This is a genomic window from Sphingopyxis sp. Q841 (assembly GCF_052384365.1).
In the GTDB taxonomy this organism is placed as follows: Bacteria; Pseudomonadota; Alphaproteobacteria; order Sphingomonadales; family Sphingomonadaceae; genus Sphingopyxis; species Sphingopyxis terrae_A.
The window spans coordinates 913221-932021 of the sequence record NZ_JBQSUM010000002.1 but is presented as its reverse complement, the minus strand read 5'-3'; the positions used below and the strand labels follow the sequence as shown (position 1 = coordinate 932021).

14 protein-coding genes are annotated in these 18801 nt (G+C 64.4%); all 14 read left to right on the top strand.

The genetic code is table 11. The features are described 5' to 3' along the window. The first annotated feature begins 2 nt into the window (after positions 1 to 2). Positions 3 to 842 (top strand): rhamnogalacturonan acetylesterase, encoded by an 840-nt coding sequence (locus ACT17R_RS14770; protein WP_444809725.1) that lies wholly within the window; start codon positions 3 to 5, stop codon positions 840 to 842. Positions 843 to 968: 126 nt separating this feature from the next. After that, positions 969 to 3827 carry a TonB-dependent receptor gene (locus ACT17R_RS14765; protein WP_444809724.1) on the top strand — a complete coding sequence of 953 codons (2859 nt, stop codon included), beginning with the start codon at positions 969 to 971 and terminating at the stop codon, positions 3825 to 3827. Between the two features lie 37 nt (positions 3828 to 3864). Further along, the gene (locus ACT17R_RS14760) at positions 3865 to 4731 is read left to right on the top strand and encodes an alpha/beta hydrolase fold domain-containing protein (protein ID WP_444809723.1); all 867 of its coding nucleotides are present in this window, start codon (positions 3865 to 3867) and stop codon (positions 4729 to 4731) included. An 82-nt stretch (positions 4732 to 4813) separates the two neighbouring features. After that, a complete protein-coding gene (locus tag ACT17R_RS14755) occupies positions 4814 to 5560 on the top strand; it encodes a FadR/GntR family transcriptional regulator (RefSeq protein WP_062767146.1) in 747 nt (248 codons plus the stop codon). A gap of 19 nt (positions 5561 to 5579) precedes the next feature. Further along, complete coding sequence (locus tag ACT17R_RS14750; protein ID WP_444809722.1) at positions 5580 to 6362, top strand: 2-keto-4-pentenoate hydratase; 783 nt, start codon at positions 5580 to 5582, stop codon at positions 6360 to 6362. Further along, a complete protein-coding gene (locus tag ACT17R_RS14745) occupies positions 6362 to 7381 on the top strand; it encodes a sugar kinase (protein ID WP_217373226.1) in 1020 nt (339 codons plus the stop codon). Before ACT17R_RS14750 ends, ACT17R_RS14745 begins: the two co-directional genes overlap by 1 nt. A 159-nt stretch (positions 7382 to 7540) precedes the next feature. Continuing rightward, positions 7541 to 7927: a hypothetical protein gene (locus tag ACT17R_RS14740; protein WP_062901879.1), complete on the top strand. Its 387-nt coding sequence runs from the start codon at positions 7541 to 7543 to the stop codon at positions 7925 to 7927. 446 nt (positions 7928 to 8373) lie between these two features. After that, positions 8374 to 10755 carry a TonB-dependent receptor gene (locus tag ACT17R_RS14735; protein ID WP_444809721.1) on the top strand — a complete coding sequence of 794 codons (2382 nt, stop codon included), beginning with the start codon at positions 8374 to 8376 and terminating at the stop codon, positions 10753 to 10755. Positions 10756 to 10889: 134 nt separating this feature from the next. Then, positions 10890 to 12644, top strand: coding sequence for a hypothetical protein (locus tag ACT17R_RS14730; protein WP_444809720.1), 1755 nt, complete (start codon positions 10890 to 10892; stop codon positions 12642 to 12644). 114 nt (positions 12645 to 12758) lie between these two features. Continuing rightward, positions 12759 to 13682, top strand: coding sequence for a discoidin domain-containing protein (locus ACT17R_RS14725; RefSeq protein ID WP_444809719.1), 924 nt, complete (start codon positions 12759 to 12761; stop codon positions 13680 to 13682). 19 nt (positions 13683 to 13701) lie between these two features. Then, positions 13702 to 14385 (top strand): fumarylacetoacetate hydrolase family protein, encoded by a 684-nt coding sequence (locus ACT17R_RS14720; protein ID WP_062901883.1) that lies wholly within the window; start codon positions 13702 to 13704, stop codon positions 14383 to 14385. A gap of 97 nt (positions 14386 to 14482) precedes the next feature. After that, positions 14483 to 16111 (top strand): thiamine pyrophosphate-binding protein, encoded by a 1629-nt coding sequence (locus tag ACT17R_RS14715; RefSeq protein WP_217373228.1) that lies wholly within the window; start codon positions 14483 to 14485, stop codon positions 16109 to 16111. After that, positions 16108 to 17550 (top strand): aldehyde dehydrogenase family protein, encoded by a 1443-nt coding sequence (locus ACT17R_RS14710; protein WP_444809718.1) that lies wholly within the window; start codon positions 16108 to 16110, stop codon positions 17548 to 17550. The genes ACT17R_RS14715 and ACT17R_RS14710 overlap by 4 nt, the downstream gene beginning before the upstream one ends. Further along, a complete protein-coding gene (kynU, locus tag ACT17R_RS14705) occupies positions 17540 to 18787 on the top strand; it encodes a kynureninase (protein WP_444809717.1) in 1248 nt (415 codons plus the stop codon). Before ACT17R_RS14710 ends, kynU begins: the two co-directional genes overlap by 11 nt. Positions 18788 to 18801: the final 14 nt, after the last annotated feature.

Here is an 18801-nt window from a genome sequence, read left to right as displayed (position 1 = left end):
ATATGCGCTGGTTAGCCATTCCGCTGTTCGCCGCCGCGCTTGCCGGCGGCGCGCAGGCCAAGGAGCGCGAGCGGACCGATGCCGAGCCGCTTTCGCCCTACAAGATCATCCTCGTCGGCGATTCGACGATGGCGCCGCACAGCGGCTGGGGCGGCGCCTTCTGTGCCGGCCATGTCAAATCGTCGGTGGCGTGCGTCAACGCCGGGCGCGGCGGTCGCAGCACGCGCAGCTACCGCCAGGAGGGAAGCTGGGACATCGCGCTCGGCGAAGCGAAGGTGCCGGGTTATCGCGCAACCTATGTGCTCATCCAGTTCGCGCACAATGATCAGTCGAGCAAGGCCGAACGCTGGACAGACGAGACGACCGAATTTCCTGCAAATTTACGGCGCTTCGTCGATGACGTGCGCGCGGCGGGGGCGGTCCCGGTGCTCGTGACGCCGCTGACGCGCCGCGAGTTTCGCGATGGCGAGCTTCGCAACACGCTTGCAAGCTGGTCGGATCAGGTTCGCAACGTCGCCAAGGCGATGGACGTGCCGCTGGTCGATCTCAATGCGTTGAGCGCGGCGCAGGTGCAGAAGATGGGCGCCGAGACGGCGACGCAGCTGGCACAGGAGCCGCCGAGCGACGAGGAGCTTGCCGCAGCCAGAGCGGGGACCACGCTCGCGGCGCGTCCCGCGCCGCCACCGCCGCCGCCGATTACCGGCAAGGGCGCGCGGGGGCAGGTGACGCGCAAGTTCGATTATACGCATCTGGGCGCCGTTGGCGCTGAAGTCACGGCGCGCCTTGTGACGCAGGCCCTCGCTGTCGCGGTGCCGGGGCTGGCGAGCCAGCTCGTCCCCTGACAGGGGTTCGATTGCGGGGCGTAAAATTGGTCATACCAATTTAGCTTACACAATGGTTGACAAAATATATGTAATGTTCGACCATATTGGTCAGAACAGAATCAAGATATTCGAGGGAGAGACGGCGTGAAGGTTCAGCACCAGGTCGATAATCGTGCGCTTCGCGCGGCTTTGCTGGCGGGGGTCGGGCCGCTGCTGCTGCTTGCGGCCCCAGCGGCGGCGCAGGATGCGACCGGTTCTGCTGAAGGCGCGGCGACTGATGATGATGCGATCGTCGTCACCGGCATCCGCGAGACGATCCAGAATTCGATCAGCGTAAAGCGCCGCGAGACGGCGATCGTCGACGCGCTGTCGGCGGACGATATCGGCGACTTGCCGGCGCTGTCGGTGGGGCAGGCGATCCAGACGATCACCGGCGCCACGACGCACCGCGAAAAGGGCGATGCGTCCGAAATCGCGCTTCGCGGCCTTGGCCCTTTCCTGTCCAACGCAACCTTCAACGGCCGCGATGCGACCAATGGCAGCGGTGACCGTTCGGTGAACTTCAATCAGTTTCCGTCGGAACTCGTCAACAATATCAAGATCTACAAGACCCAGCAGGCCAATCTGGTCGAAGGCGGCGTTGCGGGCACGATCGAGATCGGTACGCTGCGTCCGCTCGATTTCGGCAAGCGTCGCATCCAAGGGGAAATCAAGGGGCAATATAATCCCTATGGCAACCGGATCGTCGGATCGGGTGGGACCGGCTGGCGCGGCACGCTTAGCTATGTCGATCAGTTCGCGAACGATACGATCGGCATCTCGATCGGCTTTCAGCGCAACGACACGAACAACCCCGAAGAAACCTATGCTGCGAGCACCACGTGGAGCGCATGCCGCGCCGACATCGTGGTGACGAACAACAACTGCACCGAACTCGCTCGCGAGGATTATGGCAGCGACATCCCCTATTATCTGGTCCCGAACAGCTATATTTTCCGCCAGATCAGCGAGACCGACCAGCGCGACGCCGCTTTCGGTGCGATCCAGTGGCGCCCGTCGGAACGGATCAACGTCAATCTCGACGTCCAATATTCGGACCGCACCTATGTCGAGAGCCGGCGCGATCTGACGCTGTCCGAAGCGCGGCGCAGTCTCGTCAACGTCGAATATGACGCCAACGGTATCGTTCGCTATCTGGAGGGCCAGAGTTCGCTCGAATCCAATGGGTCCGAACTTTCGCGGTCGGAAGAATATCTGGGCGGCGGCCTGTCGGTCGAGTGGAAGCCGAACGACCGGCTGACGCTGACGGCCGACGGCAGCTATTCGCGAACGATCCGCAAGGAAATCGAGCGCAACTTCCGCCTCCGCACCGATCCGACCGACGTCAACGGCGTGCGCACCGTCTTCAACAATATGCGCATTCCCTACACTTATGATCTTGCGCCGGGCAGCTTCGTCCCGACGATCACGATCGATCCGCGCTTCGATCTCGACAACCACGACCTCTTCTGGGACGATGCCCGCTTCCGCCGCGACGAGGCCAAGCGCCGCAACGAGATTGTCGCAGGGCGCGTCGACGCGATTTATGAAATGGACGGCTTTTTGCGGAGCATTTCGGCGGGTGCGCGCTGGGCGCGGCTGACCTACCGGGACTATGATGTCCGCAACGGCGACTTCAACCAGAATCCGGCCCGGACCGAGGATCAGCGGATCAACAATCTCTGCCGTCAGGCCTTTCCGCAGCGCGATTATCTCACCGCCGCCGACGGCAATGACATTCATAGCTGGGCGACCTTCGATGTCGACTGCCTGTTCCGCGAATATCTCGGCACCGAAGATCCCGGGCTTCCCGACGATATCCGTTCGGTCGCGAACCGCGACGTCACCGAACGCACGCTCGCGGGCTATGTGATGGCCGAATATGAAGGCGATCTCGGTAATCTTCCGGTTCGGGGCAATTTCGGCGTTCGCGTGGTCAAAACCGATGTGACCTCGAACGGGCTGCGCAGCGACCTGGTTATCGTCGACAATGGCGACGGCACCATTCGCCTCGACGACAGCGGCGAGTTCGACACGGTCACGATCAAGAGCGGGACGACGCGCATCCTGCCCAGCGTCAACGCGATTTTCGAGGTCGCGCCAAACATGCTGCTGCGTCTCGCCGGCTACCGCGCGATGTCGCGCCCCGCACCCAGTGCACTTGGCGCCGGGCGGACCTTCACGCTCGAGGATGGCGGTAGCTTTACCTCGGTCCAGGATGCGATCGAAAATGCGCGCGCAAACGGCAGCCCGCGCCTCAAGCCGCTGATGTCCTGGAATGCCGATGCGGCGATCGAATGGTATCCGAACAAGGATAGCCTGTTATCGGCGACCGTCTACTACAAGCAGTTCACCGGCGGCTTTCAGCCGGTGGTTTATGACGAAAGCTTCACCGTCGACGGGCAGGACGTGACCGTTCCGGTGATCCAGACGCGCAACAGCCCCGACAAGTCGCGCATCTACGGCATCGAACTGACCGCTGCGACGCGCTTCAGCTTCCTGCCCAAGCCGCTCGACGGTCTGGGGGCAAAGGTCAGCTATAATTATGCCGACGCCAATTTCGAAAATCAGGATGTTCGCCTCGGCGACGTCTATGATCCCGAATCCGAAACGGTATCGCCGGGGTTGATCGCGCCAGCCGGTCTGTCAGGCTATTCGAAGCACGTACTTTCGGCGCAGGCCTATTATGAAATCGGCCCCGTATCGCTTCAGGCAATCTATAATTACCGGTCGAAATATTATCAGGACTTCGTCGGCGGCAACAGCCAGCTGCGCTACGTCGGGCCCAGCGAAACCCTCGATTTCCGCGCTTCGCTGGCGCTGATGCGGGGTGTTTCGCTGCGCTTCGAGGCGATCAATATCTTCAACGAACCGAAGGCGACCTACATGCCGGTCTATGGCAGCAGCCGCCAATATCATTATTACGGGTCGAAATATTTCATCGGCATCCGGGCGCGGATCTAGCTTGTCCCGCCGGCTTGTCCTCTCCGGCGTTGCCGCGATGGCGGCGCTCCTGGCACCGGGAGCGTCGGCCACGGATGAAATCGCGCCCGGTCGCGTCGTCAAGGACGCCGTTTACCGCACGGTGGGTGGCAGGCCGCTGCGTCTCGACCTCTATGTTCATCCAGCCGTCCGCAAGAAGCCGGGCCCTGTCCTCATCTATTTCCACGGCGGCGGCTGGGCCCGCGGCGCGCGCCCCGAAAGCTGGACCGGCTTTCGTCCCTATATCGCCGCCGGCTTTTCGGTGGTTACGGTTGAATATCGCCTCGCCGGCGCGGCGCGGGCACCGGCGGCGGTCGAGGACGCGCGCTGCGCGCTCCACTGGGTCGACGCCAACGCCGAGCGCTATGGCTTCGACCGCGCCCGGATCGTCGTCTCGGGCACGTCGGCGGGTGCGCATCTGGCTTTGATGGCCGGGCTGCTGCCTGACGGAAATGCCATCGATCCTGCCGAATGTCGCGGCGCGGGCCGCGCTGCGGCGGTCGTTGATTTCTACGGCCCGACCGATCTGACAGCGACGAAGGACGCTTCGGGCGCGCGCCACGCCACGGTTGCAAACTGGATCGGGGAGGGGGATGGGGCCGATAAAATGGCGCGTCGCATGTCGCCGATTGCCTGGCTTCGCAGCGATGTTCCACCGGTCTTTATCGGCCATGGCGATGCCGACCCTGTGGTTCCGGTTACACAGTCGATCGACCTCAAGCGGCGGCTCGATGAACTCGCGGTTCCGGCCGACCTCTTCATCGTACCTGGCGGCGGGCACGGAAAATTCGATGCGGGCAGCCAGTGGATGATGACGGCGCGCGTCCTGGCCTTCCTCTGCGGCCGCCGGATTCCCGACCTGCGCGCGTGCGCCGAGAAAAACTGAAACGGCGGACGGTGATGGGCTTCAAACTTGTCCTACCTGATTGTATAGACTTCCTGACATTGGAGCGGGGAGTATTTTGACGATGGCCGAACGCCGCCTTTTCGAAGAGATTGCCGATACGATCCGCCGCCTCATTCACGACGGAACCTATCCGCCGGGAACCCGCCTCCCCGGCGAACGCGAATTGTCCGAACAGTTCGAGGTCAGCCGCGTGACGATCCGCGAAGCCGAGATTGCGCTGCAGGCAACGGGGTGGATTCACATCCGGACGGGCGCGGGGGCCTATGTCGCGACGCCGCTTCCCGACGACAATTCGATCCTGCCCAAGGTCAGCGCGTTCGAACTGACCGAAGCACGCTCGCTGTTCGAAGCGGAGGCGGCGGCGCTGGCCGCCCCGACGATCTCGGCCGAAACGCTGGCGAAGCTCGACGAACTGCTCGCGGCAATGGCCGACGATGGCAAGAGTGAAGAGGAAGTGAGCGCGATCGACCGCGAATTTCACATGACGATTGCCGCGGCGTCGAACAACAAGGCGATCATCCACGTCATCGAACGACTGTGGCGGATGCGTCTGGAACTGCCCGAGGTCAAACAGAGTCACTCGCTCGTCTGCCGCAAGGATGGCAGCGCGCGGCAGGCCGAACATGCCGATGTGGTCGAGGCCTTGCGCCGCCGTGACGCCGCGGGCGCGCGGCTCGCGATGCGCCGGCACTTCAATCGCCTGCTCGAATCGATGCTCGACGAAACCGAAGAGCGCGCGCTCGACGAACTGCGCCGCCGGGCAGCCGAAAGCCGCGAGCGCTATCTGCTGAGCGCGAAGCTCGCCTGACGATGGGACGCCCGCCCGGATGACCGTTCAACTTCGCGCCGACGATGGGACGGCTTCCCTTGCAAACGCCCGCCGGCGCGGGACGGCGCTGCCAGCTTTTCCCCAGCCGCTCCCCGCGTCACTCGACGAAGCCTATGCCATGCAGAACCGGATCCTGATGTCTTTGGAGATGCCGGTGCTGGGCTGGAAAGTCGGTCGTATCCCTGCGCCTATGGTAGCCACGCTGGGCGCCGAGCGTCTCGCTGGGCCGGTTCTGCGCTGCACTACGCTCACAGTATCGCCGGGGGAGGCCCGGGTCTTTCGCGGCGGTGCGGGGGCGATCGAAGCCGAGGTGATATTGCGGCTCGACGCGGTGCCCGGCCATATACCGCCCGCCGATCGCGTGCTCGACTATATCGGCGAGATTCGCGCAGGGTTCGAAGTGGCCAGTTCGCCCGCGCCCGACGTGCATGATCATGCGCCCTGGTCGATCATCGCCGACCTCGGCATCAACAATGGACTGTTGCTGGGGCCATTGCTCGACCGGGGCATATTCGACCAGCTCGACGTCGAAACGATGGTCGCAGGAACGGTGGTCGGCCGCGGGCGCGCGCGCGATGTCCTCGACGGGCCGCTGGGATCGGTGCGCTTCCTGATCGAGCAGCATCTGAAGGGGCGTATCGCACTCGAGCCGGGGCAATGGCTGTCGGCGGGCGCGATAACGGGCGTACACCCGATCCGCGTCGGCGAAACCGCACATGCGACCTTCGGCTGGGCGATTGCCATTGGCTGCACCGCGATAGCCGAAACCGGACTGGAATAATGACAGCAAAACCCTTTACCGTCGCCTGCTTCGGCGAAATCGTGATGCGCGTGTCGGTGCCGGATGGTGAAATGCCGCTGCAATCCCCGCGCTTCGATGCCTTTGTCGGCGGGGCCGAGGCCAATGTTGCCGTGGCGCTTGCATCGCACGGCTTGGCAGTCCGCATGATCAGCGCTTTGCCCCGGGGCCCCATCGGCGACGCGGCAATCCACGCGGTTCGCGCGCACGGGGTCGACACGACCCGCGTCGAACGGCGCGAGGGACGGATGGGCCTTTATTATCATATCCCCGGCGGACCCGTACGGCCGGCAGAGGTGCTGTATGACCGCGCAGATTCCGCCTTCGCGGCGATGGCGGCAAGCGACTGGAATTGGGCCGAACTGCTCGCCGGCGCCGACTGGCTGCACCTTTCCGGCGTGACCCCCGCGCTGGGCCCGCAATCGGCGGAGGCCGCCCTGGCGGCGGTGGAGGCGGCCAGTGCGGCGGGCATCGGCGTCTCTTTCGACGGCAATTGGCGCGGCCGCCTGTGGGAGAAATGGAACGACGATCCGGGCGCGATCCTCCGCCGGATTGTGTGCAGAGCGAGCATCCTGTTCGGCAACCATCGCGACGCATCCCTGCTTCTGGGCCGCGCGTTTTCGGGCGACGGCGAAAGCCGGCGCCGGGCCGCCGCGCTGGCGCTTCTCGAAGAATATCCGTCGCTTCAATATGTCGCATCGACGGCGCGGCGTATCGTCGGCGCGACCGATCACCGCATCGCGGCCCGGGTGGACGCCCGCGACTGTTTCGCAGCGACCCCTGAAATCCGGATCGAACCCATCCGGGACCGCGTCGGCACGGGCGATGCGTTTGCCGCAGGTGTTCTCGATGCGATCTGGCAAGGCAGCGGGGCAGAAGGCGCGGCGCGGTCGGGCCTCATTCTGTCGGCGCTGAAACATGGCGTGCGGGGCGATTTTGCGCCTTTTCCCCGCGCCGTGACGGACGCGACGTTTTTCGAAGCATCCGATGTGGTGCGCTAAAATCGCTAGGTGCCCGCTTTACCGCCTGCTTCGGGCATCTAAAATGCGGATCGAGGCAGTAGCCAACTGACATCCGCTTCCGGATCACCCTCGATCTAGATGCGACGGCAGGAAACGACTGATTGCGGACCTCTGGATATTAAGTAAAGCTCAGGACCTGTGACAGACTTTTGGCCTTTGGGACTGGCAGCCCTTGAGGCGATCGGGACAGAGTCTGCCGAATGGGCAGCGATTGTCGATCAGCTTTCCAAGCGCGGTAAGGTGCGTTCACGGGACAACACAGGTGGCGGGATCTTCGTGGAGATAGAGCCTGGGCCCGGTGGTACTGAGATTGTCCGGAAACTTCAGGCTTCTCAGAAAGATGTGTGGCTCAGCGTCGAGCGGCTGGATCACGGCCTCGGGATTATCCTTCATCTGAAGGGTGATGGCATAGCACTCCTGGAGGGGTATGCGGTCGGTCTCGAGGACACATTGAAGATCGATTTTGAGCGCGCCCGCTTCGAAGTCACTAACAAGCCCGGACCGCTAGCAACGAACGACAGCTAACCACCCCATTTAAGACGCCAAGTAGCGGAGATGGGACGCGAGGCGCAATCGGCGAGCGATAGCGAAACGGCATGGCTCATCATTGCTACGCCGGGCGTGCCATGCCTCCATGCTCATTTCCACGCTGTCAGCCCGATCGAGCGCGTCCCGGCGCAAGGGGTTTGTGCCGCGTGACATGTTGCTTCGATGCGGGCGGGATGGCCGGCATCCGCATATGTCTTTCAAAAAATGGCATCTTCGGGCGCGGGCGGTCGTGTCGTCGGCGGCGGCTGGTGGTCTGCGCAACAAGCGACATCCCTGATATGGCCATTTTGGAATAGTGATGCGTGCATAATCTATTATATCGATATAATGTGGCGACCTATCCATACCCGGCGATCAACAAGGCCAGTGTCGACAGTGCCGCATTTGAAGGCAAAGGCGCATGGCTGCTCGGGAGGTAGAAAATGGGATCTAGGTGGAATCTGCGCTGGGCGCTTCTGGCAACCGCGGCGGCACAATTGACGCCGGCGACGGCATTTGCGCAATCGGCACCCGACGAGGCTGCGGCCGCGGCACCGGGCGACGAAATCGTGGTGACCGCGCGCAAGCGCGAGGAGAGCCTGCAGGATGTGCCCATCTCGGTTCAGGCGTTCAGCAGCGCGGCGCTCGAACGCGCCGGAATCAAGGATTTCTCCGAAGTCGCTTACCGCGTTCCGGGCCTGAAGCTCAGCGCCGAGCGCGCGGTCGATACCGAACTCTTCATTCGCGGCATCGGCTCCGATATCCAGGGCGCGGGCGCCGATGCGGCGGTCGGCATCTTCGTCGACGGCGCCTATCTGTCGCGCGGCACGGGATCGCTGCTCGACCTCTATGACCTTGAACGCGTCGAGGTGTTGAAGGGACCGCAGGCGTTGCGCTTCGGCAAGAGCGTCGTCGGCGGCCTGATCAATTATGTGACCAAGAAGCCCGGCGATACGTTCGAGGGGCGGTTCGAGGCGACCTATGGCAATTACAACCGCCTCGACGTCGCCGGATCGGTGCGCGGGCCGGTGTCCGACACGTTGAGCCTGGGCCTTGTCGGCAGTTCGCGCAGCCATGACGGTTATGCGAAGAATCTGCGCGGCGGCGACGAGGAAGACCAGAATATGCAGTCGGTGCGTGCCCAGCTCCGCTGGCGACCGACGCCATCGCTCGACGTCAATCTGGCTGCCGACTACACCCGCCACCGCGACGGGGCGCGCTGGGTCGATATCCTCATTCCGGGCGACAGCGAGGAAGTGACCTATCTCAGCTATTATGCGCCGACGATCGACAGCCTGCCGGGCTTCGTGCTGCCGGACCGCAACGCGCCCTTCAAGAGCGCCGATCCGCGGTCGGGAAATCATAATTTCACGGGTTTCCAGAACAGCGACATGTACGGGGCCAGCGGCACGATCGACTGGCAGGCCGGCGGAGGGCTCAGCGTCACCTCGCAGACCGTCTATCGCGACAGCTCGCTGAAGGCGCGCGAAGACGGGTCGGGGATGCTTTTCAACTTCCCGATCGATCCCGCGACCAATGCGCCCGACATCACCTCGGCGATGGTCGCCGGGCTCGATACTTATCTCGCCACCGTTCCCGACAGCTATTTCGACAGTGGCAAGGGCGAGGATGTGACGCAATTCTCGCAGGAGCTGCGCCTGCGCTGGGACAATGGCGGTCCACTGCGCGTCGAGGGCGGCGCCTATTATCTGCACGAGAATATCCGCCGCGCCGAGGATGTGAACTTCCTCTTCCCCGACTATCAGGCGATCGAGGAATTCGCCTTCGCCATGGCCTATGGCGGAACGCCCGCGACGCCATCACCGGGATCGAACCACACCGTCACCACCTCGCGCAACGATAATGTCGGCGTCTTCGGCGAGCTCAGCTACAGCATCACCGACAAGCTGACCTTCGAGGCCGGGCTGCGCTATGCCTATGACCACAAGCGCTATTCGAACAACCGCTCCGGCGTGTCGTTCGAGGGTGAGGCGGTCAATTTCGTGGTCGGCGAAACGCGCAGCTGGGATGCATGGTTGCCGAGTGCGACGCTGCGTTTCGAACCGAGCAACGATGTCACGCTCTACGCCCGCTATGCCAAGGGCTACAAGCCCGGCGGCTGGACCGGCGAGGATGCAAACACGCCCGCAGAGGCGCTGGTATCGTTCGACCCGGAAACCGCCAACAGCTTCGAGGTCGGCGCAAAGCTCGCGCTGGCAGGCCGGCGCCTGTTCATCAATGCGGCGGCCTATTACACCAACTATGACAATCTGCAGACCAACCAGTTCCTGTCACCGGGGCCGGGAATGCCGCCTGACAATTTCGTCTTCAATGCGAAGAATGGTACGCGCGCCTATGGCCTGGAACTCGATTTCCAGGCCCGTATCACCGACGCCTTCACCCTGTCGGGCAATTATGCCTATTCGCGCTGCAACTTCACCGGCGAACTGATCATCGACGACGAGGGAACCGATCTCGACGGCAACACCTGCCGCCGGACGCCCAAACATGCCTTCAATGTCGCCGCCAATCTCGACCAGCCGATCGCCGATAATCTGGTGCTCGTTCTAGGTAGCGATTTCCAATACACCGGCGCGAATTTCTTCGACAATCCGAACACGCCAATCCTGAAGTTCGACTCCGAAATCCTGCTCAATGCACGGATCGGCCTGCGCGATGCCGACGACAAATGGGAAGTGACGGCGTGGGCGAAGAATCTCACGAACGAGCTCAATTTCACCAGCAAGCTCGAACTGTTCGGAACGATCTATTCGACCTACATCCCGCCGCGCACCTATGGCGTGACGGCCCGGTTCCGCTTCTAGGGTCGATGCGGACAACAACGATCGTCATTGCGAGGAGCGAAGCGACGCGACAATCCAGAGCTCGCGTAAGCCGCCTTGGATTGCTTCGCTTCGCTCGCAATGACGATGTGGGTCAACGAGAAGGAGGAATCATAATGAAGCGCGGTATCAAGATCATGGCGGGGACCAGTCTGGCAGTCGCCGCTCTGCTCAGCGCGACCGCGCCTATGGCGGCGGATTGGAGCGGCAGTCATGCCGACGCGCCGATCGACGTTCGCGATCCCTGGCTGAAAGCCTGGATCGCGGCGACGCCCGACAATCCTCCCAAGGATCCGGTGCCGGGCGTCGATTATGGCATGAATCCCGACGGCAGCTTCCGGCATCCGGTCGCGACCCGATTGACTAACGATCCGCCGTCCTTTCCGGGGCAGCTCGATCATTGGGACCAGAACAGCTACGCCAAGAATGTGAATGTCATCGCCTTCTATCCTACGGTAACGTCGCCCTGGCATGCGTGGGCGAATGTCGTCGATTTTTCCGGCCGCCGCTATCTTTACACCCACGACCGCGACTATCTGCGCATCCTTGACGTCACCGATCCGCGCAAGGCGAAGATCGTCTGGTCGAAGGGCGGCGTATGGAGCGCCAAGGGATCGAGCGAGGCGTGGGATCCGTCGGCGGTCACCGATTATTTCGGCGGCGTCACGGTGGCTTGGAGCAAGAAGCTGCAACGAAATGTCCTGGTCGCCTCCTACGAGATCGGTCGTTTCGGCCTGATGGAGGACAAGCGCCGCGAGCCCGACAAGGTCGCCGCGCAGCGGCACTATAATTCGCTCAAGGGTTTCAAGGTCTTTGTTATGAACGGGCCGACGCCCGACAAATGGAACCTGATCGCGACGCGCACCACCGACTACAAACATCCCGATGCGCCGGTGGGTGAACAGCAGGGATCGGGCGCGCTCGACGCGGCGACATGGTTCGGGGGAAAATATATGCTTCTCTCGTCGGCGCCCGACGACAGCTATTCGCTCACCGAATATCCCGACTATCTCTATTCGCCCGGCTATCAGGTCTGGGACATGGAGGACCCCGCCGATCCGAAGTTCGTTTCGCAGATCACCGTCCCTGGCCAGCGCCTCGGCGATCCCGAGAGCGAGGCTGCGTACCGCGCCAATCCGCGCGCGGGCAACCGGGCGAGCTGGATGGGCTCGCGCTATCCGATCGTGACGTCGAAGCCGGTCGAGGCGGGTGGCAAGATCGGCTTCGGCGGCATGGGCGGCCTCGGCTTCTACAGCTTCGACCTCAGCGATCCGGCGAACCCGAAGACGCTCGGCCATCTTTCGGTGCCGCCGAGCTACGCGGGGACCGAGTTCGACAATGTCGATGTCAGCCAATATGACCGCACCGGCTTCGTTTTTTCCAACGGCTATCCGATGAACGAAAGCTGTTACGAGCCGTTCAAGCCGATCTATTCGATCGACGTGCGCGATCCCGCGCATCCTAAGATCGCGGCGACTTTCCCGCGCCCGACGCCGCCGCCCGAGGCCTCTTTTACCGATTTTTGCCAGCGGCGCGGCAGTTTCGGACCGAAACGGTCGGGCGGGCTGACCCAGCCCCAGCGCGGCCGGCAGGGCCTTGCCATCTATGCCTTTTACAACGCCGGCATCCAGATTTTCGACGTCAAGGATCCGGCAAAGCCGGCGATCGCAGGCTATTTCGTTCCGCGCTTCGCCAATGAAAAAGAAATGCCAGACTATACGTTCGGCAATTCGACGTTTGCGGTCTACACCGAATATGACCGCAACATCATCTGGGCCTTTTCGGTGAACGGCGTCTACGCGCTGTCGAGCCCGCTGCTCGGCAAGCCGAACCTCGGCGCGCCAAAGAATATCTGGCCCGTGCGGAAATAGAGAGTTGTTCGTCACCCCGGCGAAGGCCGGGGTCTCGCCGGGGCGGTGAGACGCGAGGTCGGGATCCCGGCCTTCGCCGGGATGACGGAAGAAATGTTTTAGAAGGACAAACCGATGCGCACAGCCACGATGGGGCTGGCGGGGGCCTTGCTCCTTGCCGGATGCTCGAACACGCCCGGTGAACAGGCACCGGAGGCTCCCGCCGAACCCGCGGGCGACAATATCCTGCATATCAGTTGGGGCGGCATCGCCGAAGCCGACGGGAATGAGGCGAAGCGCCACTGGTCGACCTGGGCGATCAACCTTGTCGACGGCGGGCCTGCCTATGGCTGGCTGTCGGACAAGGGCGTCACGCTTCCGCACGCGCTGAATTTCGAGCTGGCTGGCACCGCAAAGATCGATGCCGTCGCCCTCGACAACCGGTTCGAGCCGGTGGTGCGCGAGGACGGATCGATGTCGCAGACCGCCGAAGGATCGCCGGTCCGGCGTTTCGCGCTGCTCGGCTCGAACAAGGGGCCGGAGGGACCCTATGAAATGCTGGTCGAGGGGGAAGCGAAAGCGGACGCACGAACCGTCGTGAAATTGCCGACGCCAGCATCGGCGCGCTGGCTCCGACTGCGCATCGACAGCAATTGGAAGGGCCGCGGGCCGACGCGGCTTTCCGATCTTGCCGTGCTCGGCGCGCTCGATCGCCGCGGCGACGCGGCGGTTGCCGATGCCGATGCGAGCGGGGTCTATTCGCACGAATATGGCCCGATCCTGTTGCGGCAGCAGGGCAATGAGATATTCGGTTGCTACAACGACGGGCTCGGCACCCTGCGCGGGACGGTATTCGGGCGCATCATGCGGCTTGCCTGGTATTCGAAGGAAGAGGGCAGCATCGGCGCGGCGACGCTGGTCGCGGCGAACGGCAAGCTCTATGGCTTCTGGTATCGCCCCGAAGACAAGATGGGCAGCCCGTGGAATGCGGTGAGGGAAGGCGGCCTTGCGGGCGCCGACCTCGGCAAGTGTCGCGCGGCGCTCTATCCGTCTTCCTGATATCGAGGACGCCCTTTTCATGACCCTGCCATTTGCCGTTGCAGCACCTACTGCCGAGATTGCCGGCAGCGCCGATCGCTTTCCCGTTCGCCGTATTTTTTGCGTGGGCAAGAATTACGCCGATCATGCGCGCGAAATGGGCGGCGATCCGACGCGTGAGCCGCCCTTCTTCTTTTCGAAGCCCGCCGACGCGCTGGTCGGAGCGACCGCCGACATCGCGATGCCGCCGCGCACCGACAATCTGCATCACGAGATCGAGCTGGTGGTGGCGCTGGGCAAAGGCGGTGCGAATATCGCGGCGGCCGACGCTCTGTCGCACGTCTTCGGCTATGCCGTCGGCAACGACCTGACGCGCCGCGATCTTCAGGCCGAGGCCAAGGCGGACGGGCGGCCGTGGGACATGGCGAAGGGTTTCGACCACAGCGCCGTGCTGTCGCCGATCCGTCCCGCGGCCGCGGTCGGCCATCCGGCAAGCGCGCGTATCTGGCTGTCGGTCAATGGCGAGCCGCGGCAGGAGGGCGACATCGCCGACATGATCTGGCCGGTGGCCGACATCATTGCCGAACTGTCGGCCTATGTCGAACTGCGGCCCGGCGACCTGATCTACACCGGCACGCCCGCGGGGGTGGGCCGTATCGTCGCGGGCGATGTCGTCGAAGGCGGTGTCGACGGCATCGGGACCATCGCCAACCGCTTTCTATAACCGCATCGATATATCATGACGGCCATTCGGTATTTTTTGTGTATGGCTTCGGCGCCTAGGCCGGTCGCGAAACTGGCTCTCGGATGAAGGATCGCACATGACATCGACCACAGTCGCCCGCAACGTCGTAACGGGGCTGCGCGATCTGGGCGTCCGCCATATCTTCGGCGTGCCGAGCGGCGGCTGGGTCGATTATATGGAAGCGATCCGCACGACCGACGGTATCGATTTCGTGCTGGCCAGCCACGAAGGCGGGGCGGGCTTCATGGCCGACGTCTGCGGGCGACTGACCGGCGTCCCGGGAGTGTGTTTCGGCACCTTCGGTCCCGGCGCGACCAATCTTGCGACCGGCGTCGGCGGCGCGACGCTCGACCGATCGCCGATGATCGCGCTGACCGACGAGATGCCGGCGCCGCTGCGCGGCCGCACGGTCCAGATGGGGATCGACCATCAGGCGCTGTTCGCGCCGCTGACCAAGGCGACGATGCGGATCGCGGCGGACAGCGCGGCCGACACGCTGGCCGAAGCGGCGCGTATCGCGCTGTCGGGGCGCCCCGGCGCAGTGCATGTCGGCCTGCCGCAGGGAATGAGCGCGCAAGCGGTCGAAGCGCAGGCGATCGGAACGGTCGAGGCCGACCCGCTGCCGATGCCCGACCCCGCCGCGACCGACGCGCTGGTCGCCGCCTTTGCCGCCGCCGAAAAGCCGGTCCTCGCGATCGGTCTCGGTGCCGTTCATGCCGGGGTGCAGGATCGCATCGCCGCGCTCGCCGAGCGCTTCGGCCTGCCGGTGCTGCTCACCCCGATGGCGAAGGGCATGATCGCCGAGGATCATCCGAATTACGCCGGGGTGCTCTTCCATGCGCTCTCCGATATGGTCGGCCAGACGCATGCCGAGGCTGATCTGGTCGTCGCGATCGGTTACGACCCGATCGAGTTCAATTACGAAAGCTGGATGAAGGACGGGCTGGCGCTCGCCAGCGTCGACGTCGCGCCCGTCGATATCGACCGCGACAAGCATCCGGTCGCCGCCGAGGTCGTCGGAGCGATCGCGCCGGCGCTCGACGCGCTGCTGGCGCTGCCCGCTGCCAGCAAGGACTGGGATCTCGCCGGGCTCGCGGCACGCAAGGCGGAGATGTTCGCGAAGCTTGCGGGGCGGGACGGCGCCTTCGGGCCTTGCGCGGCCCTCGACGTGCTGCGCGACGTGCTGCCTGACAACGGCATCATGACGTGCGATGTCGGCGCGCACACGCATCTGATCGGCCAGCACTGGCGCACGCCGAAGCCCGGCACGCAGATCATGACCAACGGCTGGTCGGCGATGGGATTCGGCCTTCCCGCAGCAATTGCTGCGAAGCTCTGTCGCCCCGATACGCCGGTATGCTGCGTGCTCGGTGACGGCGGTTTCCTGATGACCGCGGGCGAACTGGCGACCGCGGTGCGCGAAAAGCTGCCGCTGGTGATCGTGATCTTCACCGACAACGACCTTGCGCTGATCCGCATCAAGCAGGAAAAGAAATCCAATCCCATCTATGGCACCCCGGTGCGCGCCGAGGGAACGATCGGCGGCCCGTCGCTGTTCGGTGTGCCGGTAACGGTCGCGCGCGATCCGGCGGAATTTCGGGCGGCACTCGACGCGGGCTTTGCCGCGGACGGGCCGGTGATCGTCGAGGCCCTGCTCGACAGCCGCGAATATGACGATCTGGTGCTGCGCAAGGATAAGCCATGATGCACGCCGCCTTGGGCAGCGAACGGTCGCTGCTGATCGGCGGCCGCTGGGAAACGGCGGAGCAGGTGATGCCGGTGTTCGCCCCTTGGTCGGGCGAAGCGCTCGGCGCGGTCGCTTGCGCCGATCCGTCGCACGTCGCGCGCGCGGTGGCGAGCGCGCTGCGCGGCGCCGAGGCGATGCGCGATCTGTCGAGTGGTGCGCGGTCGCGCATCCTCCACGTCGCTGCGACCGCGCTGGAGGCGGAAGCCGAAAGCTTCGCCGCCGCGATCACTGCGGAAACGGGCAAGCCGATCCGTGCCGCGCGGCGCGAAGTGGCGCGCGCGGTCAACACGCTGCGATTGTCGGGCGAGGAGGCGGTGCGGCTCGCTGGCGAGACGCTTGCCTTTGACAGCTTTCCCGGCGGCGAAGCGCGGTCGGGCCATTATGTCCTGGAACCGGTCGGGGTGATCGCGGCGATCACGCCGTTCAACGATCCGCTCAATCTTGTCTGTCACAAGCTCGGTCCCGCCTTCGCCGCGGGCAACGCGGTTGTGCTCAAGCCCGCGGAGCAGGCGCCACTCGTCGCTATCCGGCTCGCGCGCCTGCTGCTCGCCGCCGGCCTGCCCGGCGAAGCGCTCAACCTGCTCACCGGGCGCGGCGGCGATTTTGGCGACGCGCTGACCGGCCATCCGGACGTCGCGATGGTTAGCTTTACCGGCGGGGCAAAGGTGGCGCAGGCGATCTGCCGCGCGGCCGGAATCAAGCGGCTGGCGATGGAGCTTGGCGGCAACGGTCCGGTGATCGTGATGGACGATGCCGATGTCGGGAGGGCTGCGGCCGCCTGCGCGGCGGGCGCATTCGGCGCGGCGGGGCAGAATTGCGTCGGGGTGCAGCGAATCTATGTCCATGATGCGATCCATGACGTCTTTCAGGCCGCGCTCGTCGCCGCGACCGAAGCGTTGCGCGTCGGCGATCCGCTGGACCCGGCAACCGACATCGGGCCGATGATCGGCGGTGACGAGGCGGCGCGCATCATCGCCTGGGTCGACGAAGCGGTCGCGCGCGGCGCCACCCTGCTTACGGGCGGCGAGCGGGCCGGGGCGCTGGTGCGGCCGACGCTGCTTGCCGATGTTCCGGGCGACGCGCCGGTGGTCTGTCACGAAGCCTTCGGTCCCATCGCGAGCCTGTTTCGCTTCACCGATCTGGACGAAGCCATCGACGCCGCGAACGGCGCCGACAACGCGATACACGCGGCGATCTTCACCGAATCGCACCGAACCGCCCGCCATGCGGCGCGGCGCCTGCGTGCGGCGGGGGTGATGATCAACGATTCGACCGACTACCGCCTCGATGCCATGCCGTTCGGCGGTGCCGGACGCGGGAATATGGGGCGCGAGGGGGTGCGCTTTGCGGCGCGCGAAATGTCGCAGACGAAGGTGATTTGCTACCATGACGCTTGATAGTCTCGATCGCGCCGCCTGTGCGGCCATGGATGCCGCCGATCCGCTCGCTCCCTTGCGCGATCGCTTCGATATCCCGACGGGGATGATCTATCTCGACGGCAATTCGCTGGGCGCGATGCCGAAGGGCGCGGCGGCGCGCGCGCACGAATTGGTGACCCGCGAATGGGGCGCTGACCTGATCAAGAGCTGGAACAGCGCGGGCTGGTTCGACCTGCCGGTGCGCCTCGGCGACAAGCTTGCCCCGCTGATCGGTGCGGGGGACGGCGAGGTAATCGTCTGCGATTCGACAAGCCAGAATCTGTTCAAGGTGCTGTCGGCGGCGGTTGCGCTACGCGCCGAGCGACGGGTGCTGATCCTCGAAGGCAGCAATTTCCCGACCAATAATTACATTGCCCAGGGCGTCGCAGCCGCGACCGGCGGGCGCGTGGAGGTGCGGCTCTGCGAAAAGGACGAGATTGCGGGGGCGATCGACGAGGACACGATCGCGGTCGCGATCACCCACGTCCATTACAAGACCGGGCATATCCACGACATGGCAGCGATCACCGCGTCCGCGCAGGCGGCGGGGGCGCTCGCGATCTGGGATTTGTGCCACAGCGCGGGCGCGATGCCGGTCGACCTGGATGGCGCGGGCGTCGATTTCGCGGTCGGCTGTACCTATAAATATCTGAACGGCGGTCCGGGCTCACCCGCCTTCCTGTTCGCGGCAAAGCGGCACCAGGGTCAGGCGCTGCAGCCCGTGACCGGCTGGTGGGGTCATGCCGCGCCCTTCGCTTTCGAGCCCGGCTATCGGCCGCAGCGCGACATTCGCCAGTTCCTGATCGGCACGCAGCCGATCCTGTCGATGGCGCTGGTCGAGGTCGGTCTGGACATCCATCGCGCCGCTGACATGAACGCGATCCGCGCCAAGTCGATGGCGCTGACCGACCTGTTCATCCGGCTCGTCGAGGAGCGTTGCGCCGGCCATGGCTTCACCCTTGCGTCGCCGCGCGAAGCGGCGGCGCGCGGCAGTCAGGTGTCCTTTGCGCACGCCGATGGTTATCCGATCATGCGCGCGCTGATCGCAGCGGGCGTGATCGGCGATTTCCGCGCGCCCGATACGGTGCGTTTCGGCTTCACGCCGCTCTATGTCGGCTATGCCGATGTCTGGGATGCGGTCGACCGGCTGGTGACGATCATGGATGACGGGATATGGAAACGACCCGAGCATCAAATCCGCGACGCGGTGACCTGAGCGCGGGGGCAGGG

Bases quoted from the DNA above. Each gene is read 5' to 3' on its own strand.
- ACT17R_RS14770 (WP_444809725.1), top strand. From the start codon at position 3: ATGCGCTGGTTAGCCATTCCGCTGTTCGCCGCCGCGCTTGCCGGCGGC.
- ACT17R_RS14760 (WP_444809723.1), top strand. From the start codon at position 3,865: ATGGCGGCGCTCCTGGCACCGGGAGCGTCGGCCACGGATGAAATCGCG.
- ACT17R_RS14755 (WP_062767146.1), top strand. From the start codon at position 4,814: ATGGCCGAACGCCGCCTTTTCGAAGAGATTGCCGATACGATCCGCCGC.
- ACT17R_RS14750 (WP_444809722.1), top strand. From the start codon at position 5,580: ATGACCGTTCAACTTCGCGCCGACGATGGGACGGCTTCCCTTGCAAAC.
- ACT17R_RS14745 (WP_217373226.1), top strand. From the start codon at position 6,362: ATGACAGCAAAACCCTTTACCGTCGCCTGCTTCGGCGAAATCGTGATG.
- ACT17R_RS14735 (WP_444809721.1), top strand. From the start codon at position 8,374: ATGGGATCTAGGTGGAATCTGCGCTGGGCGCTTCTGGCAACCGCGGCG.
- ACT17R_RS14730 (WP_444809720.1), top strand. From the start codon at position 10,890: ATGAAGCGCGGTATCAAGATCATGGCGGGGACCAGTCTGGCAGTCGCC.
- ACT17R_RS14725 (WP_444809719.1), top strand. From the start codon at position 12,759: ATGCGCACAGCCACGATGGGGCTGGCGGGGGCCTTGCTCCTTGCCGGA.
- ACT17R_RS14720 (WP_062901883.1), top strand. From the start codon at position 13,702: ATGACCCTGCCATTTGCCGTTGCAGCACCTACTGCCGAGATTGCCGGC.
- ACT17R_RS14715 (WP_217373228.1), top strand. From the start codon at position 14,483: ATGACATCGACCACAGTCGCCCGCAACGTCGTAACGGGGCTGCGCGAT.
- ACT17R_RS14710 (WP_444809718.1), top strand. From the start codon at position 16,108: ATGATGCACGCCGCCTTGGGCAGCGAACGGTCGCTGCTGATCGGCGGC.
- kynU (WP_444809717.1), top strand. From the start codon at position 17,540: ATGACGCTTGATAGTCTCGATCGCGCCGCCTGTGCGGCCATGGATGCC.